This window comes from Lactococcus formosensis, assembly GCF_018403745.1.
Lineage (GTDB): Bacteria > Bacillota > Bacilli > Lactobacillales > Streptococcaceae > Lactococcus > Lactococcus formosensis.
The window spans coordinates 1-25,834 of the sequence record NZ_BOVP01000013.1; the positions used below are offsets into that span (position 1 = coordinate 1).

At 36.3% G+C, this 25,834-nt stretch carries 27 protein-coding genes and 2 tRNA genes; 15 read left to right on the top strand and 14 right to left on the bottom strand.

Translation table 11 applies throughout. The features are described from left to right. Positions 1 to 83 precede the first annotated feature (83 nt). From KJS37_RS10130 to KJS37_RS10155, 6 genes are all read left to right on the top strand, one after another. Positions 84 to 155, top strand: a tRNA-Glu gene (locus KJS37_RS10130). A gap of 38 nt (positions 156 to 193) precedes the next feature. After that, positions 194 to 266 (top strand) — tRNA-Asn (locus KJS37_RS10135). 71 nt (positions 267 to 337) lie between these two features. Next, complete coding sequence (gene mnmL / locus KJS37_RS10140; RefSeq protein WP_017370002.1) at positions 338 to 1,282, top strand: tRNA modification radical SAM protein MnmL/YtqA; 945 nt, start codon at positions 338 to 340, stop codon at positions 1,280 to 1,282. After that, the gene (mnmM, locus tag KJS37_RS10145) at positions 1,275 to 1,814 is read left to right on the top strand and encodes a tRNA 5-(aminomethyl)-2-thiouridylate-methyltransferase MnmM (RefSeq protein ID WP_165714990.1); all 540 of its coding nucleotides are present in this window, start codon (positions 1,275 to 1,277) and stop codon (positions 1,812 to 1,814) included. The genes mnmL and mnmM overlap by 8 nt, the downstream gene beginning before the upstream one ends. 281 nt (positions 1,815 to 2,095) lie before the next feature. Next, positions 2,096 to 2,992 carry a GRP family sugar transporter gene (locus KJS37_RS10150; RefSeq protein ID WP_096369382.1) on the top strand — a complete coding sequence of 299 codons (897 nt, stop codon included), beginning with the start codon at positions 2,096 to 2,098 and terminating at the stop codon, positions 2,990 to 2,992. Between the two features lie 41 nt (positions 2,993 to 3,033). Then, positions 3,034 to 4,422 (top strand): APC family permease, encoded by a 1,389-nt coding sequence (locus KJS37_RS10155; protein ID WP_165714195.1) that lies wholly within the window; start codon positions 3,034 to 3,036, stop codon positions 4,420 to 4,422. A 36-nt stretch (positions 4,423 to 4,458) separates the two neighbouring features. Here KJS37_RS10155 and KJS37_RS10160 read toward each other — a convergent pair whose 3' ends face one another. Further along, complete coding sequence (locus KJS37_RS10160) at positions 4,459 to 5,745, bottom strand: serine hydrolase (RefSeq protein WP_165712895.1); 1,287 nt, start codon at positions 5,743 to 5,745, stop codon at positions 4,459 to 4,461. A gap of 837 nt (positions 5,746 to 6,582) precedes the next feature. Between KJS37_RS10160 and rpsL the strand changes: the two genes are divergently transcribed. The 6 genes from rpsL (at position 6,583) to purR (ending at position 13,256) form a co-directional block, all read left to right on the top strand. Further along, positions 6,583 to 6,996: a 30S ribosomal protein S12 gene (gene rpsL, locus KJS37_RS10165; protein ID WP_003133552.1), complete on the top strand. Its 414-nt coding sequence runs from the start codon at positions 6,583 to 6,585 to the stop codon at positions 6,994 to 6,996. A 19-nt stretch (positions 6,997 to 7,015) separates the two neighbouring features. Next, positions 7,016 to 7,483 carry a 30S ribosomal protein S7 gene (rpsG, locus tag KJS37_RS10170; protein ID WP_003133550.1) on the top strand — a complete coding sequence of 156 codons (468 nt, stop codon included), beginning with the start codon at positions 7,016 to 7,018 and terminating at the stop codon, positions 7,481 to 7,483. Positions 7,484 to 7,696: 213 nt separating this feature from the next. After that, positions 7,697 to 9,637, top strand: a complete 1,941-nt coding sequence (locus KJS37_RS10175) for an OPT/YSL family transporter (protein WP_096368909.1) — start codon at positions 7,697 to 7,699, stop codon at positions 9,635 to 9,637. After that, the gene (locus tag KJS37_RS10180) at positions 9,630 to 10,001 is read left to right on the top strand and encodes a PqqD family protein (protein ID WP_003133546.1); all 372 of its coding nucleotides are present in this window, start codon (positions 9,630 to 9,632) and stop codon (positions 9,999 to 10,001) included. The genes KJS37_RS10175 and KJS37_RS10180 overlap by 8 nt, the downstream gene beginning before the upstream one ends. A 169-nt stretch (positions 10,002 to 10,170) precedes the next feature. Further along, on the top strand, positions 10,171 to 12,261 hold the full coding sequence (fusA, locus tag KJS37_RS10185) for an elongation factor G (RefSeq protein ID WP_096368910.1): 2,091 nt from the start codon (positions 10,171 to 10,173) through the stop codon (positions 12,259 to 12,261). Positions 12,262 to 12,440: 179 nt separating this feature from the next. Beyond that, positions 12,441 to 13,256, top strand: coding sequence for a pur operon repressor (gene purR, locus KJS37_RS10190; protein ID WP_017370009.1), 816 nt, complete (start codon positions 12,441 to 12,443; stop codon positions 13,254 to 13,256). 455 nt (positions 13,257 to 13,711) lie between these two features. Here the strand turns inward: purR and lepB are convergent, their stop codons facing one another. After that, positions 13,712 to 14,386 carry a signal peptidase I gene (gene lepB, locus KJS37_RS10195; RefSeq protein WP_017370010.1) on the bottom strand — a complete coding sequence of 225 codons (675 nt, stop codon included), beginning with the start codon at positions 14,384 to 14,386 and terminating at the stop codon, positions 13,712 to 13,714. A 10-nt stretch (positions 14,387 to 14,396) separates the two neighbouring features. Next, entirely contained in the window at positions 14,397 to 15,275 is an 879-nt protein-coding gene (rnhC, locus tag KJS37_RS10200) for a ribonuclease HIII (RefSeq protein WP_213497238.1), read from the bottom strand. A 180-nt stretch (positions 15,276 to 15,455) separates the two neighbouring features. Between rnhC and rplM the strand changes: the two genes are divergently transcribed. Beyond that, the gene (gene rplM, locus KJS37_RS10205; protein ID WP_003133539.1) at positions 15,456 to 15,902 is read left to right on the top strand and encodes a 50S ribosomal protein L13; all 447 of its coding nucleotides are present in this window, start codon (positions 15,456 to 15,458) and stop codon (positions 15,900 to 15,902) included. Between the two features lie 16 nt (positions 15,903 to 15,918). Further along, positions 15,919 to 16,311 (top strand): 30S ribosomal protein S9, encoded by a 393-nt coding sequence (rpsI, locus tag KJS37_RS10210; protein ID WP_003133537.1) that lies wholly within the window; start codon positions 15,919 to 15,921, stop codon positions 16,309 to 16,311. Between the two features lie 128 nt (positions 16,312 to 16,439). Here rpsI and KJS37_RS10215 read toward each other — a convergent pair whose 3' ends face one another. The 11 genes from KJS37_RS10215 to KJS37_RS10265 all read right to left on the bottom strand — a co-directional run bounded on the left by KJS37_RS10215 (position 16,440) and on the right by KJS37_RS10265 (position 24,031). Further along, complete coding sequence (locus tag KJS37_RS10215; protein WP_213497240.1) at positions 16,440 to 16,652, bottom strand: hypothetical protein; 213 nt, start codon at positions 16,650 to 16,652, stop codon at positions 16,440 to 16,442. Between the two features lie 2 nt (positions 16,653 to 16,654). Next, entirely contained in the window at positions 16,655 to 17,710 is a 1,056-nt protein-coding gene (locus tag KJS37_RS10220; RefSeq protein ID WP_213497242.1) for a site-specific integrase, read from the bottom strand. Between the two features lie 14 nt (positions 17,711 to 17,724). Beyond that, the gene (locus tag KJS37_RS10225) at positions 17,725 to 17,919 is read right to left on the bottom strand and encodes a DNA-binding protein (RefSeq protein ID WP_213497244.1); all 195 of its coding nucleotides are present in this window, start codon (positions 17,917 to 17,919) and stop codon (positions 17,725 to 17,727) included. 15 nt (positions 17,920 to 17,934) lie between these two features. Further along, positions 17,935 to 18,714 carry a rolling circle replication-associated protein gene (locus KJS37_RS10230; protein WP_213497246.1) on the bottom strand — a complete coding sequence of 260 codons (780 nt, stop codon included), beginning with the start codon at positions 18,712 to 18,714 and terminating at the stop codon, positions 17,935 to 17,937. A 193-nt stretch (positions 18,715 to 18,907) separates the two neighbouring features. Then, a complete protein-coding gene (locus KJS37_RS10235; RefSeq protein ID WP_002398939.1) occupies positions 18,908 to 19,222 on the bottom strand; it encodes a hypothetical protein in 315 nt (104 codons plus the stop codon). 153 nt (positions 19,223 to 19,375) lie between these two features. Next, a complete protein-coding gene (locus tag KJS37_RS10240) occupies positions 19,376 to 20,749 on the bottom strand; it encodes an FtsK/SpoIIIE domain-containing protein (protein ID WP_213497248.1) in 1,374 nt (457 codons plus the stop codon). An 11-nt stretch (positions 20,750 to 20,760) separates the two neighbouring features. Beyond that, positions 20,761 to 21,450, bottom strand: coding sequence for a hypothetical protein (locus tag KJS37_RS10245; RefSeq protein ID WP_213497250.1), 690 nt, complete (start codon positions 21,448 to 21,450; stop codon positions 20,761 to 20,763). A gap of 64 nt (positions 21,451 to 21,514) precedes the next feature. Further along, complete coding sequence (locus KJS37_RS10250; protein ID WP_213497252.1) at positions 21,515 to 21,838, bottom strand: hypothetical protein; 324 nt, start codon at positions 21,836 to 21,838, stop codon at positions 21,515 to 21,517. A gap of 57 nt (positions 21,839 to 21,895) precedes the next feature. Continuing rightward, positions 21,896 to 22,219, bottom strand: coding sequence for a hypothetical protein (locus tag KJS37_RS10255; protein ID WP_213497254.1), 324 nt, complete (start codon positions 22,217 to 22,219; stop codon positions 21,896 to 21,898). A gap of 190 nt (positions 22,220 to 22,409) precedes the next feature. Next, a complete protein-coding gene (locus tag KJS37_RS10260) occupies positions 22,410 to 22,892 on the bottom strand; it encodes a hypothetical protein (protein ID WP_244851415.1) in 483 nt (160 codons plus the stop codon). A gap of 467 nt (positions 22,893 to 23,359) precedes the next feature. Then, on the bottom strand, positions 23,360 to 24,031 hold the full coding sequence (locus tag KJS37_RS10265) for an MgtC/SapB family protein (protein ID WP_096368912.1): 672 nt from the start codon (positions 24,029 to 24,031) through the stop codon (positions 23,360 to 23,362). Positions 24,032 to 24,291: 260 nt separating this feature from the next. Between KJS37_RS10265 and cls the strand changes: the two genes are divergently transcribed. Next, on the top strand, positions 24,292 to 25,740 hold the full coding sequence (gene cls / locus KJS37_RS10270; protein WP_165712901.1) for a cardiolipin synthase: 1,449 nt from the start codon (positions 24,292 to 24,294) through the stop codon (positions 25,738 to 25,740). Positions 25,741 to 25,834: the final 94 nt, after the last annotated feature.

Below are 25,834 nucleotides of genomic sequence, written 5' to 3' on the forward strand. Positions count from 1 at the left end.
TCGAACACAGAAGTTAAGTCCTATTACGCCGGAAGTAGTTGGGGGTTGCCCCCTGTGAGATATGGTAAATGCCAAGTTTATATGGTCCGTTGGTCAAGGGGTTAAGACACCGCCTTTTCACGGCGGTAACACGGGTTCGAATCCCGTACGGACTATATTCTCAATTCCCGATTTATGATCGGGTTTTGTTTTATGCGGATTAGCTCAGTTGGTAGAGCGCACGACTGTTAATCGTGTTGTCGTCGGTTCGAGCCCGACATCCGCAGTCAAGTAAATCAGCCTCTGGCTGTTTTTTTTGTTGTGTTATAATAGTAGATACTGAAGGAAGTAATATATTATGCAAAAACGATATACAACATGGAATGAATATTTAAGAGGAACTTTTGGTGAAAAAATTTTTAAGGTTCCTATTGATGCTGGGTTTGACTGTCCTAATCGTGATGGCACGGTGGCACATGGGGGCTGTACATTTTGTACCGTTTCTGGTTCAGGAGATTTGATATTGGAGCCTGATGCTCCCATCGCGGAGCAATTTCGTGTGGAAGTTGAAGCTTTTCATAAAAAATGGCCTGGTGTAAAAAAATATATTGCTTATTTTCAAAACTTTACAAATACGCATGCGCCAGTTGAGGTTTTGCGTGAACGTTTTGAAGAGGCTGTTAACCAACCAGATGTTGTAGGTATCTCAATTGGAACACGGCCAGATTGTCTCCCTCCTGATGTGATAGACTATCTGGCTGAACTTAATGAGCGCATGGAAGTTTGGATTGATTTAGGACTTCAAACCACATTTGAACAGACAAGTGATTTAATTAATCGAGCGCATGATTACCAGACATATACGGATGCTGTAACTCGTCTACGTGAACATAATATTAATGTCTGTGTCCATTTGATTAATGGATTACCCGGTGAAACACATGAAATGATGTTAGAAAACGTACGCCGTATGATTTTGGATTCTGATATTCAGGGCGTAAAACTCCATCTGTTGCATTTAATGAAAAATACACGTATGCAACGTGATTATCATGATGGACGTCTGCAACTTTTATCTCAGGATGAATATGTACAGATAATTTGTGATCAGCTTGAGATGATACCTAAAGAAATTGTTATTCATCGGCTCACTGGTGATGCACCTCGGGATGCTTTGATTGGTCCAATGTGGTCATTAAATAAGTGGGAGGTACTGAACGCAATTGATCGTGAAATGGAACGACGTGGCTCTGTTCAGGGGTGTAAAAATATTAGAGAAGTGGAGAAGATTACCTATGCTTAGACCAGTTGAGATGGCACATCAGATGTTATCTAAAACAATTAAGCCTGGTGATGTTGTTGTTGATGCTACGATGGGGAATGGTTGGGATACGGCCTTTCTTGCAAATTTGACGGATAAGGTATATGCCTTTGATGTGCAAAAGGAAGCCTTAGTTTCAACCCAAGCTTTATTGCAAGAAAAAAAACTAGAAGCCAAGTTAATCTTAGATGGCCATGAGAGTATTGATAAATATGTCAAGGATTCTGTAAAAGCTGCTATTTTTAACTTAGGTTATTTGCCTCGGGCAGATAAATCGGTTATTACACAGCCCAGTACGACTTTAAGAGCTTTAGATATCCTAAAAGAAAAACTTCTTCCTCATGGGCAGATTATGATTGTGGTTTATTACGGACATGAAGGAGGACAACGTGAAAAAGACGCTGTACTTGCCTGGGCAAGTACACTTCCACAAGCACAATGGCATGTAATGAAATATGAGCCTCTGAACCAAATTCATACACCGCCTTTTTTGATTTGTATTGAAAAACGATAGAACACGTGGGACGTGTTTTATTTTTTTTAGACTCTCTATTTTGTTAGAATGAAAGTGTGATAAAAATGAGTTAAAAATAAATTTTTGAAAGAAGCAAAAGTCAATCATAAGTTTTCTTCATTATTTTTAAGCTTAATGTATCGATAGTAAATATAAAATTCAAAAATCTATGTTAAAAAGTGCATAAAATTAAATGATAGATAAGAATAATACATTGCTATTTACTTATAATAATGTTAAAATAAGAAGATTTTTATTTAATGTTTATTTTGGAGGCTGAAATGGAAGGAATTTTACTTGCTCTTGTCCCAATGTTCGCATGGGGATCTATTGGTTTTGTATCAAATAAAATCGGTGGAACAGCAAAACAGCAAACTTTAGGGATGACTTTTGGAGCCTTTGTCTTTGCTCTAATTGTATTTCTTATCCGTCAACCCCAATTAAGTTTTCCTATCTTTCTTATTGGCTTTATAGGTGGTTTTATTTGGGCCATTGGCCAAAGCGGACAGTTTCACTCCATGAAATATCTTGGTGTATCCGTAGCGGGCCCCTTATCTGCGGGCTCACAACTTGTTTTGGCAGCCATAATTGGAGTCTTTATCTTCCATGAGTGGACTCAAAATATTCAATATACATTAGGATTTATTGCTATTCTAGCTTTAGTTATTGGCTTTTATTTTTCTGCGAAGAGAGATCCTGAAAATTCCATTGCAGTAGAAAAGCATCATTACGTCAGGGGCTTGATTTGCCTAGCTTATTCAACCTTGGCCTATGTTTCTTATGTTATTTTGTTTAATAATTTATCGGACCTTTGGTTTAATATCCATTTTGATACATTGACAATTATTTTTCCAATGTCGATTGGAATGGTGGTTGGAGCTTTTGTTCTTTCTGGTGGGGATGTAAAAATGGAAGCTGTAGTTTTTAAAAATATTTCTGTCGGATTAATGTGGGGCATAGGTAATGTCTTCATGTTGCTTGCAGCTTCACTGGCAGGAAATGCTATTGCTTTTTCTTTCTCACAATTAGGAGTAATCATTTCAACAATTGGGGGTATTCTCTTTTTAGGCGAGAAAAAAACAAAGAAGGAATTAGGCTATATTATAGTAGGTACAGTATTGTTTATTATTGGAGCTGTTTTGCTTGCTATTGTAAAAGCAAAGGGTATCAATAATTGATGTGCTAAAAGAATTTAGAGACAAGATGGTAGAGGAGTGATATGAATATTTTTCGTAAAAGAGTAGTTCAAGAAAAAAGTGAAATGAAACGTACTCTTAATTCTATGGACTTAACTTTACTAGGTTTAGGATCAATGGTGGGGGCAGGTATTTTTACATTTACCGGTGTTGGTGTAGCTTTGATTGCTGGACCTTCACTTATTATATCCATTATTATTGCGGGAATTGCTGTAGGTTTATCAGCTCTAATTTTTGCTGAATTTGCTTCACGTGTGCCCAGTCGTGGGGGCCCATACGGCTATATTTATGCTGTTTTTGGAGAATTTCCAGCTTGGATTGTAGGATGGCTTTTAGCAATCGAATTTTTTACCACAATCTCAATAGTTGCCAAGTCATGGAGTGGTTATTTCAAAGGACTACTGCATCTGCAACTTCCTTCTGAATTGGATGGCTCATTCGGCCATACTTCAGGTTTTTCTATTGATTTAATACCGATGCTGGTCGTTACTGCAATAACAGTTATGATTTTCTTAAATACTCGAACAGTATCACATTTGAATAACACTCTAGTCGTTTTAAAATTTTCAGCATTAATTGTTTTTGCTATTGTTGGTCTTTTTTATCTGGAACCTGCAAATTGGTCTAATTTTGCCCCTTTTGGTTTGGGTTCTTTAGTTGGTGGTCAATCGGGTATCTTACCAGGTGCTTCGATGCTCTTTATTGCTTTTATAGGATATGAAACTGTGTCTACAGCGGTAGACGAGGCTGAAAACCCTCGCCGAAATATCCCTTATGGCGTAATTAGTTCACTTTTTGTTGCGGTGGTCTTTTATATTATTGTTACGTTGGTACTTACAGGAACAGTCCCTTATTATAAGTTAAATGTTACAAATTCTATTGCTTTTGCTCTTGCTTATCTTGGGGTTGAATGGGCAGCAACCTACATTTCTATTATAGCGGTGATTACTCTGCTCAGTGTTGCGCTCACCATGTCCTATGCCCTATCACGCTTGCTTTATTCCATGAGTCGTGATGGTCTATTACCGCCAAAACTTAGTAAAATCTCACCTAAGAATCAAACACCAATTAACGCAACGCTCGTTATCGGAGGTGTATCGATGTTGATAGCTGGCTTTGTTCCTATGTCTTATCTCAGTCAGTTTTTGAGTTTATCTACATTATTGTATCTAATTGTTTTAGCTCTTGGTTTGTTAAAGTTACGTAAAGATCAAGGAATGCCACACCCTAATGAATTCAAAACTCCACTGGTACCTCTACTTCCTATATTATCAATCATTGTTAATGGCTTTCTGATTGTACACTACCATACGCAGATATGGCTTTTTCTGCTCATCTTACTTATGATTGCCGCTGCTTTCTATTTTATTTACAGCTATCATCATTCTAAGCTAGAAAATTCGACAAATTAAAAAAAACTTTCTTGACATTCAAGAAAGTTTTTTTAATCAGAGTTTTTCGTTTACAAAACGGACGAATTTATTCCACATCACGACAAAGACATTCGCACGCTCTACATCGCCCTTAGCTGTAAGAGGGAAATGATAACCTGAAAAACCTGGAAGATAACCAAGATTATCTTTTTGTGCAGCTGTAGCCTGAACTAACTCCTCGCCTTTTTTGATTGGTGCCTCAATATATGTTTTAGGGTCACGGTCAAAGGTGATCGAAATTGCGTTCATGTCTGCTGTACCATTTTTTAAAGGAACAACAGCAGAGAAATTATCTCTAGCTATAAGATCAATACTGTTTTTCTTACCGTCTCGTACGGGAAGTTTAGGGAAATCGCTGAGTTGCTCTTCCTTACTAATAATATCTGCATTCGTCCAAGAAGCATAAACTTGGTTCATAAGGTCATTAGTAAGCATAAAAGGAGTAGAATTATCGACAGAAGGATCTTTAGCTTCTAAAATAACAGTAATGATACGGAAACCATTTTGAACTGTTGTAGCAGCAAAGCAGTCGACATAAAATGAGGTTGAACCAGTTTTAAGACCATCTACACCAGCACGTGTTGTTGTAAAACCAGGTAACATTTGGTTAGTATTTGCTAGGGTAGTTTCAGAATGACCACCCTTATCAAATGCAAGTTCTGTTTTTTCGGTAATTTTTAATATTTCAGGGTAATCTTTCAAGAGATGTGTACACATGATGGCAACATCTTGAGCACTCATAGTATTGGCATCATTTTCCGTAGAACCCGGATAAATATTTTCACCGAGTTCGCTATTTGGGAGTCCAGAAGAAGAATAAAGTTTAGCATCTGTAATACCCCACTCTTTCAGTTGAGCCATCATCATATCAATAAATTTAGGTTCAGAGCCTGCTATTTTTTCTGCCAAAGCTATAGCAGCGGAATTAGCAGAAGGCAAAAGCAAAGCATTAAGTAAATCTTTGACTGTGATTTCAGTTCCTTCAGCAAGTGGGATGTTACTCGCATTGCTGTTCATTGTCAAATTATAGGCATAGTCAGAAATAGGTACTTTTGTATCCCAAGCAATTTTTTTCTCGTCAACACTCTTATAGACTAAGTATGCAGTTAAAAGTTTAGTGATTGAAGCAATGCGCGTGCTTGAATCTGTTGCATTTTGGCTATAAAGAACTTTGCCACTGTTTGCATCTACAGCAATAGAAGATTTAGCTGCTACAGAAAAATTATCAGCTTGAGCATTTACAGTAGCCAAAGGAGAGAATAAAAGAAGTACAGAAAGGAAGGTAATCAAGATTTTTTTCATGTTTCTATTTTACCATACCAGCTAAATAAGGTCTAATGTATTTTAAGGAAAGTTAAGTCTTTTAACTCACGCAATTGGATATATAATGACAGATCAGAGGTTTCACGTAAAACATTGTTAATTTTATAAATGAAGCTACATCAATGTTGGCTATTTAAGATAAAGAAGTCAATGAAGTTTACTTCTACTGTAAACTTCATTGACAGTACAACTATTTAATATATCATGTTCTTGCGAGAAGAGACTACAGATGATGCTAGCTAATAATTTAGTAGAGGAAGGAAAATGAAGCAATTACTATGATTTTTCACTTGATATTATAAAGGCGTCCCACAGTTTATGAAGCAAGTCAAGAATAGTCAGTACTTGGAAAGCAAACAAGGCGTACTCTCTGTTATTGATAATATTTACGGACTTCATCCCACTCTTTTCATTAGTATTTATCCCCTTAGTCTTCTTAGATTTTTAGTTTTTGGCTAAGCTGATACCTCATTTCTCCATCAAGTAAAGTTAACAGATATCCTCTTTTTATAAAGAATTATCAGGAGTACGTGACAGGATGCAAAATGATAAAATTTTTGTAAAGAAATACTTTTCTTCAAAATCTGCAAAATAAAGTTGACAGAGTGTTGAAATTTTGATAAGATATTAAACGGTACTTTTTATATTTGGTCCTAATAAGGAGAACTTGTATAAGTTGCCAAACTTCTTGTCAGAACTTGGATTAAGCGACCATATACTGACATTCCAACTTTATAAAAAAACAGAAAGGATTGTTTATTCATTTTATTTCGCTTTGCGGTTCTCCGTAAATAAAAGGGATAAGCAGACAGAAAAATGCCTACTATTAACCAATTGGTGCGTAAAGGTCGTCACTCTAAAGTGGAAAAATCTAACTCACCTGCATTGAACATCGGCTATAACAGTCGTAAAAAACTCCAAACTAAAGTAGCAAGCCCACAAAAACGTGGTGTTGCAACTCGTGTTGGAACAATGACTCCGAAAAAACCTAACTCAGCGCTCCGTAAATTCGCTCGTGTACGTTTGTCTAACCTTATCGAGGTTACAGCATACATCCCAGGTATCGGTCACAACTTGCAAGAACACAGCGTCGTACTTCTTCGTGGTGGACGTGTGAAAGACTTGCCAGGGGTACGTTACCACATCGTTCGTGGTGCACTTGATACAGCTGGTGTAACAGATCGTAAACAAAGCCGTTCTAAATACGGTACTAAAAAACCAAAAGCGTAATTGAAAGGAGATAAGAAGAATGCGTAAAAATCGTGCCCCAAAACGTGAAGTTTTGGCAGATCCAATGTACAACTCAGTAGTAGTAACACGTCTTATCAACCGCGTTATGCTTGATGGTAAACGTGGCGTTTCTACAAACATCGTTTACGGAGCTTTCAAACAAATTGAAGAAGCTACTGGAAACAACCCACTTGAAGTTTTCGAAACAGCTATGGAAAATATCATGCCTGTTCTTGAAGTTCGCGCTCGTCGTGTTGGTGGTTCTAACTATCAAGTCCCAGTTGAAGTTCGTCCAGAACGTCGTACAACTCTCGGACTCCGTTGGTTGGTAACAATCGCTCGTAACCGTGGTGAACACACTATGCAAGACCGTCTTGCAAAAGAAATTCTTGATGCTGCAAACAACACAGGTGCTGCAGTTAAGAAACGGGAAGACACACACAAAATGGCAGAAGCAAACCGTGCGTTCGCTCACTTCCGTTGGTAAGAAGATGACCTTGGTCGTTATTCTAGAAAAAGCTTGACTTTATGGTCAAGCTTTTTTATTTGCAAAGATAAGAAAATAAAAAAATATACACATTTACATAACAAAAATATGAGAAAAAAGCTACAAAAAACACTTAAACACCTTGCAGATTTGATGAATTTGTAGTAAAATAAGGCGAAAACACTTTCAAACTTAAGGAGTATATTACACAATATGAAAAAATTGTCTAAAACCGCCTATGGCGGTGTCGCAGGGAAAGATTACCTCCCTTATGAAGATGGACGCAAAAAGAGTGCTGGCAACCCAGTTGTAATTGTTATTGGTATTATTTTGGCCATTCTTTTCGCAGCATCTACTGCTTATTCAGGAATGCGTGCTGGTTTAACAGTAGCTGCAGGTATCCCGGGTGCTATTCTTGGTTCAGGACTTTTGTCAATTTTTATCCGTAAAAATAACTTCCTGATGAAGAATATCCTTCAGTCAATGGCAACAGGTGGTGAATCAATTGCTTCAGGTCTCATCTTTGTTTTACCAGCAGTTATCCTTATCGGGCAACAAGTCTCTTTCTTTGAAGGTGTCATTGTTGGTGTTTCTGCGGTTCTTGTATCTCTTGGTATTTTATCATTTGTTCAAGACTATCTCTTAGTTGAAGAACATGGCACACTTGTTTATCCAGAAGCGATGGCTATTTCAGAAACACTTGTTGCTTCTTCAACAGGTGGTAACTCGCTTAAATACATGGGGATTGGTTTTGGTGTTGGTGGACTTATTACTGCATTCACTTCAGCAGTTTTTGGTGTTGTGAACAACGTTGTAAGCTATACAAACGAAACTTTCTACAAATGGAAACTTGAAATTGAAGTAAATCCAATGCTTGCTGCTATCGGATTTATTGTTGGACTTGAGGTTGCGGTAATGATGTTTGCCGGTTCAATCCTCGCTAACTTTGGTATCGCTCCATTGATTGGTTACTTCTCAGAAATGGCTGGAAACGGTCATCATGTTTGGAATGATCCATCTACTTCAATCCAAGCTATGAATTTTGCTGCAATCTCAGGATCATATGTTAAATACATTGGTGCGGGGATGATGATTTCTGGTGGTATGATTGGGGCAATCCGTCTTATCCCAACAATCATCAACTCTGTTAAAGCAACACTCGATGGACGTAAGAATGCCGAAGCTGGAGAACGTGATTCACTTGGTATCTTCGCTATCCTTATTGGTATTGTTGCAACATTTGTTGTTGGTTTCATCATTTCTGGCGGGAACATCGCTATGACTTTCCTTGCTGGTATTCTTTCAATCGTTCTTTCAATGTTGTTCATCATCGTTGCAGGACGCTTGACAGGTACAATCGGTACATCTAACTTGCCAGTATCTGGTATGACAATTGCCTCACTCGTTATCTTGACTCTTGTTTTCTTGACAATGGGTTGGACATCAAGTGCAAACCTTAAATCACTCTTGCTCTTCGGTACTTTCATCGTTGTAGCGATTTCTGTAGCTGGTGGTTATACACAAGCTCAAAAAGTTACCTTCATCACTGGTGGTAACAAATATGAAGTACGTCGTTTCTTCCTCGTTGCTGCTGTTCTTGGTGTGGTAGTCGTAACAGGAGTTATCGTATTACTTCGTGATCAACTAGCATTGACTGGTGATGCAGCTCAGTTTGCTTTGCCACAAGCAAACTTGATGGCTACTTTGACTGATGGTATCATCGGTGGAGAACTCCCATGGCACATGATCATTGCTGGTATCGTGTTCGGTATTATCCTTTACATGATTAAAGTTCCAGTTATGACTTTCGCGATTGGTTTCTACCTTCCAATTTCAACAACATCAATCATTCTTATCGGTGCTTTAGTTCGTATTTTGGTGGAAGTTCTTGGTAAGAAAGACACAGAAGCTGTTCAAGAAGAACGTATGTCATCAGGTGTATCTCTATCTTCTGGTTTAGTTGCAGGTGCATCAATTATTGGTCTATTGGGTATTATCCTTCAAGTTTCAGGAGTTGTAACTCCTGGCACACCTACAGGATTTATTGGCTCTAACGCTATGGCTTGGGTCCTTATGGTTATCTTAATCATTGCGATTGTGGCACCATTGATGTCAATCAAGAAAGCTCCGGCTGCTGAGAAGTCAGATGAGTAATAAAAAGAAAAAAGATGATATTTCAGATGAAAATCTGAATATGATTTTCCGAAAAAAAGACAAAGTGCTATTTGAATGGCATGAAGGTCGGATTCGGATTTATAAAGATCAAAAGCATTGGACACAAAATCTTATGCGTAAGATGGGGGCGAAAATACCTCAACGTACGTACATGTCTTTGGATGAATATGGTACACTTGTTTTTAGCATGATCGATGGTAAAACAACCGTAAAGGAAATAGGAGAAGCACTGAGTGCACAGCACGAAGAAGCCTCTCAACAACTCTATGAGCGTCTTTTCCTGTACCTTAATCATTTAGAATCTGTCGAAAGATGGATTGAGATTGTTGAAAAAGGGGAATAGTCTCCTTTTTCTTTTTTTGACAAAAATTTTTCATGAAGAAGAAGTAAGTCTTTTTGAAAAAAGCTTAAATTTTATTTAAAAATAGTTGAAAGATGAAAATAGAACTATAAAAACCTTTATTATTATGATATAATGGGGTGTAAAACTAAAAATTAATTAGGAGAAAACTATGGCTCGCGAATTTTCACTTGAAAATACTCGTAATATCGGTATCATGGCTCACGTCGATGCCGGTAAAACAACTACCACTGAACGTGTCCTTTACTATACTGGTAAAATTCACAAAATCGGTGAAACTCACGAAGGTGCATCACAAATGGACTGGATGGAGCAAGAACAAGAACGTGGTATCACTATCACTTCTGCTGCGACAACTGCCCAATGGAAAGGCAACCGCGTAAACATTATTGATACACCAGGTCACGTGGACTTCACAATCGAAGTACAACGTTCACTCCGTGTTCTTGACGGTGCGGTAACTGTACTTGATGCTCAATCAGGTGTTGAACCACAAACTGAAACAGTTTGGCGTCAAGCAACTGACTATGGGGTTCCACGTATCGTTTTTGCTAATAAAATGGATAAAATCGGTGCTGATTTCTTCTACTCACTTTCTACATTGCACGATCGTTTAGGCGCTAACGCTCATCCAATTCAAATCCCAATCGGATCTGAAGAAGATTTCGTTGGTATCATTGACTTGGTAACTATGCGTGCAGAAATCTATACTAACGACCTTGGTACAGATATCCGTGACGAAGAAATCCCAGCAGAATACATGGAACAAGCTGAAGAATGGCGTACAAAACTTATCGAAGCTATCGCTGAAACAGACGATGACTTGATGGAAAAATACTTTGCAGGTGAAGAAATCACTGAAGCAGAGTTGAAAGCTGCTATTCGTAAAGCAACAATCAATGTTGAATTCTACCCAATGCTTGCAGGTTCTGCCTTCAAGAACAAAGGTGTTCAAATGATGCTTGATGCGGTTATTGATTACCTCCCAAGCCCATTGGATATCCCTGCAATCAAAGGTGTTAACCCAGATACAGACGAAGAAGATGAACGCCCAGCATCAGATGATGCTCCATTTGCGGCACTTGCCTTCAAGATCATGACTGACCCATTCGTTGGACGTCTTTCATTCTTCCGTGTATACTCAGGTACATTGGACGCTGGTTCATATGTTTTGAATACTTCTAAAGGTAAACGTGAACGTATCGGACGTATCCTCCAAATGCACGCGAATACTCGTCAAGAAATCCAAACAGTTTATGCTGGTGATATCGCCGCTGCTGTTGGTTTGAAAAACACTACAACTGGTGACTCATTGACTGACGAAAAATCACGCATCATCCTTGAGTCTATCGAAGTTCCAGAACCAGTTATCCAACTCTCTGTTGAACCTAAATCAAAAGCTGACCAAGATAAAATGGGTGTTGCCCTTACTAAATTGGCAGAAGAAGATCCAACATTCCGCGTTGAAACAAACGTTGAAACTGGTGAAACAGTTATCTCTGGTATGGGTGAACTTCACCTTGACGTCCTTGTTGACCGTATGAAACGTGAATTCAAAGTTGAAGCTAACGTTGGTGCGCCTCAAGTATCATACCGTGAAACTTTCCGTGCATCTACTCAAGCACGTGGATTCTTCAAACGTCAATCAGGTGGTAAAGGTCAATACGGTGACGTATGGATCGAATTCACACCAAACGAAGAAGGTGCTGGTTTCGAATTTGAAAATGCTATCGTCGGTGGTGTGGTTCCACGTGAATTCGTACCAGCTGTTGAAAAAGGTTTGGTAGAAACTATGGCTAACGGTGTTCTTGCTGGTTACCCAATGGTTGATATTAAAGCTAAACTTTACGATGGTTCATATCACGATGTCGATTCATCAGAAACTGCCTTCAAGGTTGCGGCTTCACTCGCTATGAAAGAAGCTGCTAAGACTGCACAACCTGCAATCCTTGAACCAATGATGAAAGTTGTCATCACAGTTCCTGAAGAAAACCTCGGAGATGTTATGGGTCACGTAACAGCTCGTCGTGGACGTGTAAACAGCATGGAAGCACATGGTAAATCACAAATCGTTAACGCATTTGTACCACTTGCTGAAATGTTTGGTTATGCAACTACACTTCGTTCAGCTTCACAAGGTCGTGGTACATTTATGATGACATTTGACCACTACGAAGATGTACCTAAATCAGTACAAGAAGAAATTATCAAGAAAAACGGTCGCGGTGGCGATGCTGAATAATCTTTGATTATTTCAACTAATAAAAAGCAATATCTTTAAGATATTGCTTTTTTTTTTTTTTATTATTCGAGAATCTATCTCAGATACGGTAATTTTTATGATTGAATATAACTCCTTTGCTTGATTGTTCGGTTTTTCTACGTTATAATTAAACCAACAAAAAGAAAAGGGTGATTAATATGAAAAGAAACGAACGTTTAGTGGATTTTACTAATTTTTTATTGAACAGACCCAATAGAATGTTAAACCTGAACGAAATTAGTAAACGCTATGAAGTAGCCAAATCCTCGATTTCTGAAGATCTCGTTTTTATTAAACGTGTTTTTGAAGATCAAAATATCGGGATTGTCGAAACTTTTCCTGGAAGTTTAGGCGGCGTACGTTTTACACCTTACATATCTGACGAAGTATCTCGGGATCGTGCGTTAGAGCTTGCTGACTTATTGCGTGAAGAAAATCGTATTTTACCTGGAGGCTATATTTATCTTTCCGACATTTTGGGTCACCCTTCTAATCTTAAAAAAATAGGCCAAATTATTGCTCATGAGTATTGTGATAAACAGATTGATGTTGTGATGACGATCGCGACAAAAGGGATTCCGATCGCACAGTCTGTAGCGGAAATATTAGATGTTCCCTTTGTTATTGTCCGACGCGATCCTAAAGTTACAGAAGGGGCAACTCTGAACGTGAATTACATGTCGGGTTCAAGCAGCCGTGTTGAAAATATGACGCTTTCTAAGCGGAGTTTATCTATTGGCCAAAGTGTGTTGATCGTAGATGATTTTATGAAGGGGGCGGGAACGATTAATGGTATGAAGAGCCTGGTTCATGAATTCGATTGCTTCTTATCTGGTGTCGCTGTTTTTCTGGAGGGGCCTTTCAAAGGAGAGCGTTTGGTAGATGATTATAAATCAATCCTCAAGGTAGATCAGATAGATGTAGCCCAAAGGACGATTGAAGTAGAGTTAGGTAATATATTTGAAGAGAAGTAAAGCAAACAAGTAGGTGTTGTTGCTCTAAACTTTGATATTTTATTGTTACTAAAGTTACTATTTGCCTTAGGCGCGGGTCTCGGTGGTCTTTTTCTTTTCTTTATTACACCTGAGCGAATGTCTTGTATTTTGGGTTGGTTTACTTGAGGAGAATTAAAAGAAGATTCGAGTGATACTATAGCTCATCTTTATTAAACTTGGGACATTATTTTATTGTTGGTACAGTATCTCACCGCTGTTTATCTTCTAGTACATGGTTTACTCAAGATTCTGACTTTGTTTCTTTTATGGAAAAGATTCTTTGCGGTTTTATTATTTATCAACTGGTGGATTATTTGTAACATTATTCAAATTTTATGCTTTCGGTATCGGATGTTGATGTTTTACAGAGTATCTTACTTACTTAGAATATAAAAATATAAAAAAGCTTTGACTATTTAGTCAAAGCTTTTTTATTAGTTGAGAGTAGAAATTTTATTAATTGGCCATACACGGAACATAGTTCGACCAACAATATCAGAACGTTTAAAGGTTCCTACTGCTCGACTGTCTCGCGATACAATACGGTTGTCTCCTAAGAGGAGATATTCCCCCTCAGGTACTTTAATCGTAAAGGTTGGATTGCCTGTTGCGTCTGTTGTAAAGGCTTGAGCTTGTTGCGCAAGCTGAACAAAGTAAGCGCGGTTTGCTTCCGAGAGTTCTGAAGTCAAAGCATAATTTTGATAAGTTTTTTCGAGTTCGTTATTGGAAAGCTGTTTTTTAAAGTCTGCCAAATATGGCTCATCAGTTTTCTTTCCGTTAATGTAAAGTTGATCTTTATCAAATTTAATTTCGTCGCCAGGCATACCGACTACACGTTTTACAACGTCTTTTGTTTCTGTTTGCCCATTAACTGTTTCTGTTTCTTTAGCAACTACGATGTCAAAGCGGTTAATACTTGCGGTTTTGATAAGAACAAGGCGTTGTTTATCAGCTAAGTTTGGATCCATTGAATGACCGTCAACAACGACAAGGGACCAGATAAAGATACGTGAAAGAATTGCGATGGTGATAATTGCGAGAAAAATTCCCCATTCTTTGACGAAACGTGTGAAGGCATTTGTTTGTTTGTTTTGTTTGGTATTTTCCATATTTAACTTTCTATATTTGAGCTATATTTATTGCTTTCTTAGTGTTGGCGAAATGTAATTTTGCATATCTTTTCAAGACCTCAGGACCGTTTTGCCGTATTAGCTTTGCGGCCACCTGATCAGAAGCTGTTCCAGCGCCGCTTGGCAACTTATAGCCGGCTTCTAGAGAAAGTGCTTTGAGATTTTCTAGAAAGAGGTAGCGGGCTATAATGGAGCTACAGGCAACGGCTAAGAATTGGTCTTCAGCCTTAGGTAAAAGTGTAACTCTACCGTTTACTTTATTCTGTTCGGCTACTAAATATTTTTGATAATTATTTTCCGTCGTAAAGGCATCGACTATTATATATTCAATACTCTCAGAAACACGTTTTTCGAGGAGGTAAATAGCTTGGTTATGTAAGGCCACTTTGATACTTACAGCATTGTAGCCTGAATCAATGACTTGGTTATACTTTGTAGGCTCGACAATCAAAGGCACATGTGTGATATTCTCTATTAATTGAGGAGCGATTTGATAGATCTTTTCATCGGTGACTTTTTTAGAATCGGCAACACCGAGTTTCTTTAATAAAAGGACATCTTCGGAATTGACAAAACTAGCCACAACTACTAAAGGTCCAAAATAAGAACCATTACCAACTTCATCAGTACCGATTATGTTCTCTTGTTGCTGTGGACGTGATGAAGCGGTATGCCCAAATTGTTGAGCGATACGTTCAGCATCTTCTCCTTGAAAGACAACTTTTCCAGATGTATATACAGAAATAGTAGCTTTGGGGAGTTTCGCATAAAAAATGATATATTGATTCTTTGATACCTTCTTATATTTATCAAACTTAAGAAAAAGTTTATCTAACATTTTGGAGTCTAAAGTAAGAACTACATTCATGGTAATAGTTTAACATAAAAGCAAAAAAATTAAAAATGAATCTTGACAAGACTTGACATATGTGGTATTATGATAAACGGTATTGTTTACCCCATTTTTGTGGCCCCGGAAACCCAAAAATATTTGCAGGACTCTTACACCTGCCGTAAACAAATTCTAAGTAAAGGAAACTTAACCCAAATGATGAAAACAACATTCATGGCTAACGCTTCAAACGTTGACCGTAAATGGTACGTGGTTGACGCAACTGATGTACCTCTTGGTCGTTTGTCAGCTGTAGTTGCTAGCGTACTTCGCGGTAAAAACAAACCAACTTTCACTCCTCACACAGATACAGGTGATTTCGTTATCGTTATCAATGCTGATAAAGTAAAACTTACTGGTAAAAAAGCAACTGATAAAGTTTACTACCGTCACAGCCTTCACCCAGGTGGATTGAAATCAATCACTGCTGGTGAACTCCGTGAGAAAAACGCTGTACGTTTGATTGAAAAATCAGTTAAAGGTATGCTTCCACACAACACTCTTGGACGTGCTCAAGGCATGAAACTTAAAGTGTTTGTTGGTGGTGAACACACACACGCAGCACAAAAACCTGAAGTTCTTGATATTTCAGGTCTTATCTAAGGAGGGAACGCACTAAATGGCACAAGTACAATATGCTGGCACAGGACGCCGTAAAAATTCAGTTGCTCGTGTACGTCTCGTACCCGGCACAGGTAAAATCGTAATTAACAAACGTGATGTAGAAGACTACATCCCACAAGCAGCACTTCGCCTTGTTATCAATCAACCATTTGCAGCTACACAAACTGAAGGTAGCTACGACACACTCGTAAACGTAAACGGTGGTGGTGTATCAGGTCAATCAGGAGCTATCCGTCACGGTATCGCTCGTGCATTGCTTGAAGTGGATCCAGACTTCCGTGGTGCTTTGAAACGCGCTGGCTTGCTTACACGTGATGCTCGTATGGTTGAACGTAAAAAAGCTGGTCTTAAGAAAGCCCGTAAAGCTTCACAATTCTCAAAACGTTAATCTGTTTCAGATATACCAACGTTTTGAACTATTATTTGGTGTAAATTGGTGTAAAAATCAGTTTTACTATCAATATAAAAGCAAAAGACATCAGTATTTTACTGGTGTCTTTTTTGATATTAAGTATTTTATAAATAAATATTGGCTTCGGGAATATGTTTATATAGAGTATCAGTAGTAGCAACATATACATCATATGAATGGTAGTCATTTTCAAATGAACCTCCAAAATCTAATATCTCTATAATTCCTTGCAAAGTCTCGCCATTAAAGTCAAATTTAACTTCTTGACCTTTGAAATACTTCATTGGTGGCAAACCATGGTTCTCTTTAGAAAACATACTTAGTCCTCATCTTTCAATGAATTTAATAAATCTAAAGCCTCTGTATCTTGCAGATGCTTTTTCTCTGGCATTAACTCAAGATAGTAATTCATAGTTGTTTGCAAATTTGAATGCCCTAAGCGTTGGGAAATATAGTCTAGTCTAATACTATCGTTTGAAAATAGAAATGAAGCATGAGTATCTCGAAGCCCATGAAAAGTAGTTCTAGGGATATCTAATTTCTTCAATAGTCTTGCTAATTTCGCTGATTGTTGAAAACCGTCTGGAACAAATAAGAAACCATTCTCTTTTGGTGTCAGAGTGTTAATAATCTCGTAAACATCTTTATTAATCGTCACAGTTCGTTTAGACCTCGGTGTTTTAAGACGAGTATCAGGGCTTGTGGGGCTGATTGAGCGCTCTATTTTAATACCATACTCAATTATGTCATTCCTAGTCAAAGCGAGCAGCTCGCCGCGTCTAGCTCCAGTTTCCAGCGCTAAGAGCACCAGAACATAAAACTCCTTATTATGATTTTGTAGGAGATAAGAACGTAATTTCTTAAAATCAGAAATAGATAGTGCTTTATTTCTTTTTTCAAGTTCTTTACCACGGGTTTTTACAAGACCAGCAAAATCTGAAACAAGAAGATTTCTTCCGTAGGCGTAACGAAGCGAAGTTCGTAATTTTAATAATAATTCGGTTGTCGTTTTACGAGAATGTTTTTCCCCATATTCGTCTATTTTCATTTGGACTACTAGGTCATTTAATTCATTTAGTTTTATATCTTTGAATAATTTTTTTACTATAGGGATAGTCCTTGTATAGTTCACAAAGGTAGCGGGTCTCACATCATTCTTTTTTACGATATAGACCCAATTTTCATAAAAGGTAGAAAAACTATCTTGTCTTCTTGCAAGGTCTATACCATCACCTTTTGCTATCTCGTGTTGCATAGCCCAACGTTTCGCCTCAGCTTTAGTTTTGAATGTTTTTGTAATCCGATTATTTGCGCCATGTTTATAGTTTGAAATTACTGCTCGATATGAGTTGCCTCTTTTCGTTATTGTTGCCATTTATCTAACCTCGCTTAATGAATTGAATTATTAACGATAAATTTTTCAAGCTCATTGATTGTATAACGTTCTTGTTTTCCAACCATGAACCTTTTTAACTCGTCTGAACTTCTAACATATTTGTCAAAAGATTTTGGGTCAATCCCTAAGAAATTAGCTGCCATTTCCCTCGTCAACAATAAAGGAAAGTTTTTTACTTCACGATTCATTTTATTTCCTCACATTTAATCAATTTTTATTTTTTTATATTTGATACGGTTCTCTAAGAGTTCTCCATTTTTGAAAATCTTGCCTGAATACTCTGTTTCATATAAAACTTCATTATGTTTGATGATATTTTCGGTATCTTCAAATGTAACGAATTTAAGTACTTCAGGTTTTTTCAGATTTCTTGAAGAATAAAAAGATTTCTTTCCATAACTTTCAAGAAGTTCCTGTCCGATTCCCTTTTCAAAGTACTTTGAAACGTACCTCCCGCGACTTGATTTTGAATCAACATCAATTTTATTAATCCATACTCCTCCAAGACCCCAAACTTTTACTAAATCATGTTGGGGAATAAATGGAAAATCAAAAAGCATAATATGAACGTGCCAAGCACCTCTTTTTTGCTTTTCTAATACAGCAAGATATTTAAGTAGTCGTTTTTTTTTATTAAAAATTTTATAGTTTAAACGTTTGATGAATTTGTCGAAAAGTAAATTAAATTGATTTCTATCTTGAATATTTTCTTTTGTTGTAAGTGTGAGGAATGAAGTTCTTTTGTCGAAATTAGTATCAACTAATCTCATAACTTCCCAACGTGAATTTTTTCTTGTTTTTGAAATTCTTTCTAGTCGTTCATTTTGTTCTTCAGTAGATAATTCATCAAAATTTCGTTTCTTTTTTCGTTCTTTTTTCGATTCAGTATTTTTAATATTTTCATCTTGAGTAAAGATAACTTTTTCATATTCATATACTTCGATATATGAAGCAGTGCGGATAATTTTTCGGTTATAACTCACAAAAAATCACCATATTTTCAATATTTTTCTCGTAGTGTTTGCTTATACAATAAATAAACTAGGAAGCGAATAAAATTCGCTTCCGTACCTCTAAATTTGGATCAAGAATGTCGTTCCACTAACACGCTCCGCTTGCCCAACGAGTTAGGCAGTTCCATTCTTGAACCAAAATAAGAGATACAAAGGCTAGAAATTATTTATTAGCTGGTAGGACATCAGCACAAGAAAACCATAAATTTCCATTAAATTGCCCCACATTTAAATCTTGAAGCAGTACAGGAGTAGTTTTATTATTTTTTAAATCTTGAACACTTAAGCTAGGAGCTACATTATTAACTTTAACTTGAATCATTTCCATGAAAAAGTCTGAACTCTCATCTTGAATAGACACATTTAAGCGGTACGCAGATAATTTCTGTGTTTCACGGTCTAATACTTCTGAATATCCTTTTACTGCTAAGAATTTATTTCCGAGTAACTCGGGTTTCAAAAAATCATTTAATTTCATATCAATATTCCTTTCGTTCCAGCTTTTATAAGTCGTTCAGGATTGGACGTACATTTTAGTATTTTTCAGCTTTATCAAGCTGACCGGCCCGTCATTCCGCCGGCTGCATGAGGGCATTTCATAGATAAACAAATCAAAAACCGATTTATTTATCTATGAAACGCTGGTATATTTTGTTATCTCCTCAATAAAATTATATTTTTCTCTATCGACCCATGGTGCTTCATAATATTGAGCTGTTTCTTTACCGCTACCTTGCAAGTATAAGAATCCAGCCCCTTTTTCTTCAATTGGCTGAGGTGTTGGACTGGCACCGCCAAAGACCATTTTATAGCCCTCTGTAGAATTACTTCCTAAAGCTACTCTTAGCCCTAGATTATCCCTAAGGTCAGTGTTGAGCGTATTTGCTGACATCTGCTGGCTTGAAACCAAGATGAACACACCAGCTTGGCGCCCTTTTAGAATTATCTGCCTAATATAATCCATTACTTCGTTGACTATTGCTTTGGAATTTTTATCGGTTCCATTTGCTTGAAAGGCGCCCATTTCGTCAAACACAAGCCAGACAGGTAAAAGATCATGGTCTACATATGAGCTACCATATTTGAAGTTCTCTTGCATAAACTCATAGCGAGCCTCCATTTCTTCGGCAACTAATCTACAAATTTTAGCAATACCATTTAATGAACTACTAACATGAGTTTCATCAAAATAATGCGATAGTTGAGATAAATCGCTGTTTTTTGGGTCGCAAATATAAACTTCTGGTATATCATCACCAACATCACCGACCTGTAACCACTGAATTATCAGTGTTTCTATGAAAATCGACTTGCCGCTTCCGGTACCACCAGCTAATAAGATGTGTGGGGCTTTTGCAGGATCGTATAGAATTCCAAAGCCCAAATTTATTATTTGAGAGGGGTTGCGTTCAAGACCATTTGTTGACTTAATAACCAGTCTTTCAGGTTTAACAGTCAGAAAGTGATAGGCACAAAAAGAAGGTTTGTCGATTTTTTCGTATAATGGTTTACCAAGTAAGGCAGAAAGCTCTACATCAAGGTTTATCATTTTTGAGGTGTAGTTATCACCGTTTTTTACTGCATAAATAATGATTCTATTCTCAAAGATTTTATAGGTAAATTCTGCTGAAGATATGAACTTCTTTATTTTCTTTGTTTTATAACTACCATTACTTTGTCGTTCTTCATATTCTGAGTAGCCTTCCTTATATAGTCCGTTATTAAAAATAAAACTTATTAATAAATCACGATAATAAAATTTATCTTTAAGCCGATATTTTATCTTTTTGAAAATGGAATAGCCCCCAATTCCGATAACCATTGAAATAATAGGAACAAGTAAAACTAGATTTGATTCCCAAGAACTAAAGGCAGAAATGTTTATGACAAGTAGAGTAAAAATCAAGAAAATCCCTACCTTATTTAATCGAGCCACCCAGTTGGTATTCTTATTTAGCAAAGATATAATTTCAAAATCTTTTTTTTGAATGAATGGAATACTCATAAATCTCCTTTTCATATTCGATTGCCATTAGAATCGTAGCTATGGTATTTTTCCATGAAATCATTCCAAGTCTTGACCCTATCTTCAAATGACCAGCAAGGATTATCTGAATCGGGTAAAAATTCAATTTCCCTTGTATTTGTACTGAAGGTCTTTATAATCCCATCATCTCCCATGACTGATATATCTTTGAAATAAGAAAGAACTAGAACACCACTATATCTAATTTCAAAATGTTCTTTGAAGCGTTCAAGTTCATCCTCAATAGGAGAGCGAAGATATATTTTACCCATAGTTTTCAATGTTTTATAAACATTAAATTCTCCAAGAATGGCTTGCCAGGGTTGCCATTGATCTTTAGAATTTTTAGTTCTGATTTCAAGAACAGGGGTGCCACTAGGAAATTCCAGTAACTCCTCACTCAGAACGAAATCATGTGGCAACTGATTGATAAATGCTCTCTGCCCTTGATTTTCTTGAATGATAAAACCAAATGGGTTTATATCTACTTGTTCTTTATCATCAAGTTTTAATAAGTAATCTTCTTGAGCCAAGAATGGATACTTCACAAGCTTAGGTTGGTAAAAAATTCCATCAGCAATATCTCCAAAAGGGATCCAATCATTTTCAGGCTTATTCTTATTTGAAAAGTATTTGAATTGTAGGGCGTTATTCTTTAGGGTTATTACATTATCAGTCATAAAATTCTCCTTAAATTATAATTGTGAGTAGGGGTGATTAGACTAAGTTCTTTTGAGTTTTATTTTATACAGATACCTCGTCATCTTTTCTTACTTTATTTTTCACATATGCTTCAAGAATTTTACCTAGAATAGCCAGAAGTATAGATAAGAAGGTAATAATAAACCACGTTTGAAATAGTCCTAGTTGCAGAACGCTTAGAGTTGCTCTATGAGCAATTGGATCGTAATAGGACAGATAGAAGCCACCGACCAAGTAAGGGCTAGTAATGTCTTTGAAGGCAGTGTTTGATACTAAGCACAGTATTAAACCAATGATAGTGCTAGTAAAAACTGTTGGAAGCAAGAACAATAAAGAAATAGCTTGGCTCTCGTATATTTTTTTCATTTTAACTCCATCCTTTTTAAAAGTTTAGGGGAATCCCCCCTAAACAATTTAATTACTCTATTTAGTTGTATAAAATGATTTATTTCTATAACCGTGGTAAATTTCATCATTCATTAGAGAAATTCTAGACCTATCGTCTTTACGATGTTTTTGTCTATTCAGAAGAATAATATTCTCAGCAAATTTTTTTAGGGTAGGTTCATATATAGTTTCGGCTTTGTGTGGTAACTTAGCTAACTCATTCCGCAAAAATTCTTTAGATTCATCATCAAATTCGAATTCTACGGAGCTATCTAGGTTAATTCTTTGTACTCGGATAATACCGTATTTATTCGGCATTTCCATATTTTCGTCGACAAAAATCTCTTTGAATTTTTTCATTTTAAATTTCTCTCCATATTTCTATTTTATTTTTTCTATTTTGTTTTTCGTGATAGAAGAATTATTATTATTATGGTTCGGCTCTAATTTTCATAACTACCCCTTGTTTAATTTAATCCAACGTCGTATCTAACATACACATAAGGTTTAAAAATTTTGAAGTTACCGATTAGGGAACTTCAAATACTTTTTAAACAATTTTTTCTAAATAATAAGCATATATTATAAGTTTTAAAACATAACTCATCTTTACAACTCGTACCATATCTTCACGCATGAATTCTTTTTGGTATCTTTCAAGTTCAGATATAATCCAGTCTTCAAGATATAACCGAGGTGCCAATGTACCTACATCTTTATCTTTTGGTATCTTATGAATATTTTCTTGAAGTGAAATTTCTATATCTTTCCATTTTTGAGAAGAGTAATTTTTAGTGTGATGATATGCTTTTTCTATTACGCTAGATGCAGATACCTTAAAAATTGTTGTAATTGAAACTCCACCTAAGGTATCTTCCTTACTTTCTAGGTAATCTTTAATAATGAATTCAATATTCTGTATATCATTACTATCAATCGTCTCATCAAGTTCTTGCTGAGTGAATCTTTGGAGAATTTCTAACCAATATTTTGCTTCATAGGATAATCTAATACTCATGTAAGTTCTAGCCAAGTTGAATTCCTCCTTTCTATCTTTTGTGTCGCTTATATTATACATAATAGCATTTTATCAAATGGACTGTCAAGTATAAACAAGGATAAAAATAATTTAGCAAAAAAATAATGGTGTAAATTGGTGGTAAAGTCTCCCCAATTTATCAATAAATATCCATTTCTAAAACTTTCAAAAATAAAAAAATATTGATAAGAAGGGATTTTAAAGTATAGAAAACCCTAACTCTGGGTCTTGCCATTGCTCAAAACGTTAATCTTTTTCAGATATATCAACGTTTCGAACAATTATTTGGTGGAGATTGGTGTAACATTCAATCTCCCTTATATAAATATAAAAAAGACTCCAGAATTTTACTGGAGTCTTTTTTATATTTATCATAAAGACCGTCTTAAATACGAATACTAAGAGCGGAGTATGTTTGCAAAAAGTAAAAATACCTCCAGGAAGGGGCTCTATCTTTAAGATTAGTATTCAATTGATTTAATCTTTTCGTTTGACCCTAAAAGAGTTACCAGTGATGCAAGTTCATAAGTTTTGGGTAAGCTCAGATATAGATCAGTTTTCAAACAATTATTTGATTTTTTTTCAACTTTTATACTCAGAATTTTGATATGTTCATTTTTCATTTGTTTTTGCAACAGGCGAAGACCTTCAATATCTTCTAATTGAACGATAAGATGATTGCTTGTTGCTGTTTTTATCCACCGATAATTTTGATGTAAAATAATTTGAAAAAGTAAAATGAGTAAAGTAGCTACAATACCTATAAAATATAATCCAGAACCAATAGCCATCCCAATACCAGAAGTTGCCCAAATGCCAGCAGCGGTGGTTAAACCTCGAACGGATTGATTGTGAACAAAAATCAGTCCTGCTCCTAAAAAACCAATTCCGCTTACAATTTGAGCAGCAATTCTGGAAGGATCAAGATTGATCCCATGAGTGCTAATGATGTCCATAAAGCCGTATTTTGAGACGATAATCATCAAAGCAGCACTCAAAGCAACAATTAAATGAGTACGTGTGCCAGCATTTTTATAACGGCTATTTCTTTCATAACCAATAGCATAGCCACAAATTCCTGCTAATATTAAACGAATCAACCAATCAATTTGTGTTAAGAAAGTAATTTGCATAAAAATTCCTCCTTGTCATTTAAAACCTACCTTACATTATATCGCTATTTTAATAAGAAAAACAGTAACTTTTATAAAAAATGAATAACTTATATTGGACTAAATATATATAGTATGTTCTCTGTAGAGGTGAAAAGTTCAAGCGTTTTTTTATACAATAGTACACTAAGGTCTAGCACACGTCCAATATTCAATCAATTTTGGTATAATTGGATGAACAATATTATTTTATAGAGGATTATTTTAGGGAGAAATATTTTATGTCACTTGCGACAATTTATAGCTTTATTGGAACACTGATAACGATTAACACGGTGCTTGCCCTTGTGACGATTTTTCGTAAACCGAGGTCTATTGCCAGTATTTTGGCTTGGTTTATGTTCTTAGTTTTTTTACCAGGTATTGGATTTCTTGGCTATCTTTTCCTAGGACGAGGACTTGATCGAACAACAACACGCCGTTTTGAAGAAGAAAATAAATACAATCTATCTATTCTTGGCCAAAGAGTTCATGAAAACAATGAAAAATTTGGGCCAAAAGATATGACACCACATGAAAAATTATTGAAAAGGTATTTTAATCATATGGAGCGTACACCACTTTGTCGTGGAAATAGTGTGAAATTTTATCTAAATGGTGAAGATAAATTTTCGGCCTTATTTGAAGATATAAAGAATGCTAAAGACAATATCCATGTGGAATACTACGCGTTCTTTAATGACAAGATCGGGACTGCTTTTCGCGATCATCTGATTGCTAAAGCTAAAGAAGGTGTTGAAGTTAGGGTGGTTTATGATCCATGGGGTGGGAAAACGAAAAAAGATTTCTTTAAACCATTGGAAGAAGTAGGAGGCAAGGTTACCGCCTTTATCACGTCGCGTAATGCATTAATGAAAACGCGACTGAACTATCACTTACACCGCAAAATTGTAGTAATAGATGGTCAAATTGGGTGGACCGGTGGATTTAATGTTGGTGATCAATATATTTACAACAGTAAGAAATTTGGCTTCTGGCGTGATACACATGGTAGAATAGTTGGTACAGCAGCATTTGGTCTTCAAGAAACGTTTATTCGAGATTGGAATGTTTCAGTTAGGGATCCTCGAGAGAAGCTTGAACGAAAAGATACATACTTTGTGGTGCCGGAAGAAGAAGGAAATATTGATATCCAGATTGTGGCTAACGGCCCAGAGAGCGACAATAAAACTTTAAGAACAGGTTTCATTAAAATGATTATGGATGCAGAAGACTATATCTGGCTTCAATCGCCCTACTTGATACCTGATGATTCCATGATAACGGCACTTGTAGCAGCAGCGAATTCGGGTGTTGACGTAAGAATTATGATTCCTGATATGCCAGATCATCCATTTATTTTTAGAGCGACACAATATTACGCAAATTATTTACACAAACAAGGGGTAAAAATATACAATTATACAAATGGCTTCATCCATTCCAAAACACTTGTAATGGATGGGAAGTTGGGAGTGTTTGGTACAACTAATCAAGATATACGCAGTTATGAATTAAATTTTGAGATAAGTGCCTTTTGCTATGATGAAGGAGTAGCCGAAGAGATGAGAAGAACCTTTGAGGCAGACTTAAAAGATTCAAGCCTACTCACGGATGAAGAAATTGCTCAACAATCTCTCTGGCTTAAAATCAAGCAAAACTTTTCGAGATTACTGAGTCCAATATTATAATTATAAAAATCAGACGGATTCCGTCTGATTTTTCATATGCCAAGAACGTGACAACGGCGGGGTTTTCCGAACGAATGCAAAAAAAAACAGAAAA

Coding starts and splice junctions, on each gene's coding strand:
- KJS37_RS10245 (WP_213497250.1), bottom strand. CDS start 21,450: ATGACTGATAATGTAATAACCCTAAAGAATAACGCCCTACAATTCAAA.
- fusA (WP_096368910.1), top strand. CDS start 10,171: ATGGCTCGCGAATTTTCACTTGAAAATACTCGTAATATCGGTATCATG.
- KJS37_RS10220 (WP_213497242.1), bottom strand. CDS start 17,710: ATGGCAACAATAACGAAAAGAGGCAACTCATATCGAGCAGTAATTTCA.
- KJS37_RS10265 (WP_096368912.1), bottom strand. CDS start 24,031: ATGCAAATTACTTTCTTAACACAAATTGATTGGTTGATTCGTTTAATA.
- lepB (WP_017370010.1), bottom strand. CDS start 14,386: ATGGAAAATACCAAACAAAACAAACAAACAAATGCCTTCACACGTTTC.
- rpsG (WP_003133550.1), top strand. CDS start 7,016: ATGCGTAAAAATCGTGCCCCAAAACGTGAAGTTTTGGCAGATCCAATG.
- KJS37_RS10150 (WP_096369382.1), top strand. CDS start 2,096: ATGGAAGGAATTTTACTTGCTCTTGTCCCAATGTTCGCATGGGGATCT.
- mnmL (WP_017370002.1), top strand. CDS start 338: ATGCAAAAACGATATACAACATGGAATGAATATTTAAGAGGAACTTTT.
- KJS37_RS10225 (WP_213497244.1), bottom strand. CDS start 17,919: ATGAATCGTGAAGTAAAAAACTTTCCTTTATTGTTGACGAGGGAAATG.
- rpsI (WP_003133537.1), top strand. CDS start 15,919: ATGGCACAAGTACAATATGCTGGCACAGGACGCCGTAAAAATTCAGTT.
- KJS37_RS10175 (WP_096368909.1), top strand. CDS start 7,697: ATGAAAAAATTGTCTAAAACCGCCTATGGCGGTGTCGCAGGGAAAGAT.
- rplM (WP_003133539.1), top strand. CDS start 15,456: ATGATGAAAACAACATTCATGGCTAACGCTTCAAACGTTGACCGTAAA.
- KJS37_RS10160 (WP_165712895.1), bottom strand. CDS start 5,745: ATGAAAAAAATCTTGATTACCTTCCTTTCTGTACTTCTTTTATTCTCT.
- rnhC (WP_213497238.1), bottom strand. CDS start 15,275: ATGAATGTAGTTCTTACTTTAGACTCCAAAATGTTAGATAAACTTTTT.
- purR (WP_017370009.1), top strand. CDS start 12,441: ATGAAAAGAAACGAACGTTTAGTGGATTTTACTAATTTTTTATTGAAC.
- KJS37_RS10235 (WP_002398939.1), bottom strand. CDS start 19,222: ATGAAATTAAATGATTTTTTGAAACCCGAGTTACTCGGAAATAAATTC.
- mnmM (WP_165714990.1), top strand. CDS start 1,275: ATGCTTAGACCAGTTGAGATGGCACATCAGATGTTATCTAAAACAATT.
- KJS37_RS10255 (WP_213497254.1), bottom strand. CDS start 22,219: ATGAAAAAATTCAAAGAGATTTTTGTCGACGAAAATATGGAAATGCCG.
- KJS37_RS10155 (WP_165714195.1), top strand. CDS start 3,034: ATGAATATTTTTCGTAAAAGAGTAGTTCAAGAAAAAAGTGAAATGAAA.
- rpsL (WP_003133552.1), top strand. CDS start 6,583: ATGCCTACTATTAACCAATTGGTGCGTAAAGGTCGTCACTCTAAAGTG.
- KJS37_RS10240 (WP_213497248.1), bottom strand. CDS start 20,749: ATGAGTATTCCATTCATTCAAAAAAAAGATTTTGAAATTATATCTTTG.
- cls (WP_165712901.1), top strand. CDS start 24,292: ATGTCACTTGCGACAATTTATAGCTTTATTGGAACACTGATAACGATT.
- KJS37_RS10180 (WP_003133546.1), top strand. CDS start 9,630: ATGAGTAATAAAAAGAAAAAAGATGATATTTCAGATGAAAATCTGAAT.
- KJS37_RS10215 (WP_213497240.1), bottom strand. CDS start 16,652: ATGTTTTCTAAAGAGAACCATGGTTTGCCACCAATGAAGTATTTCAAA.
- KJS37_RS10250 (WP_213497252.1), bottom strand. CDS start 21,838: ATGAAAAAAATATACGAGAGCCAAGCTATTTCTTTATTGTTCTTGCTT.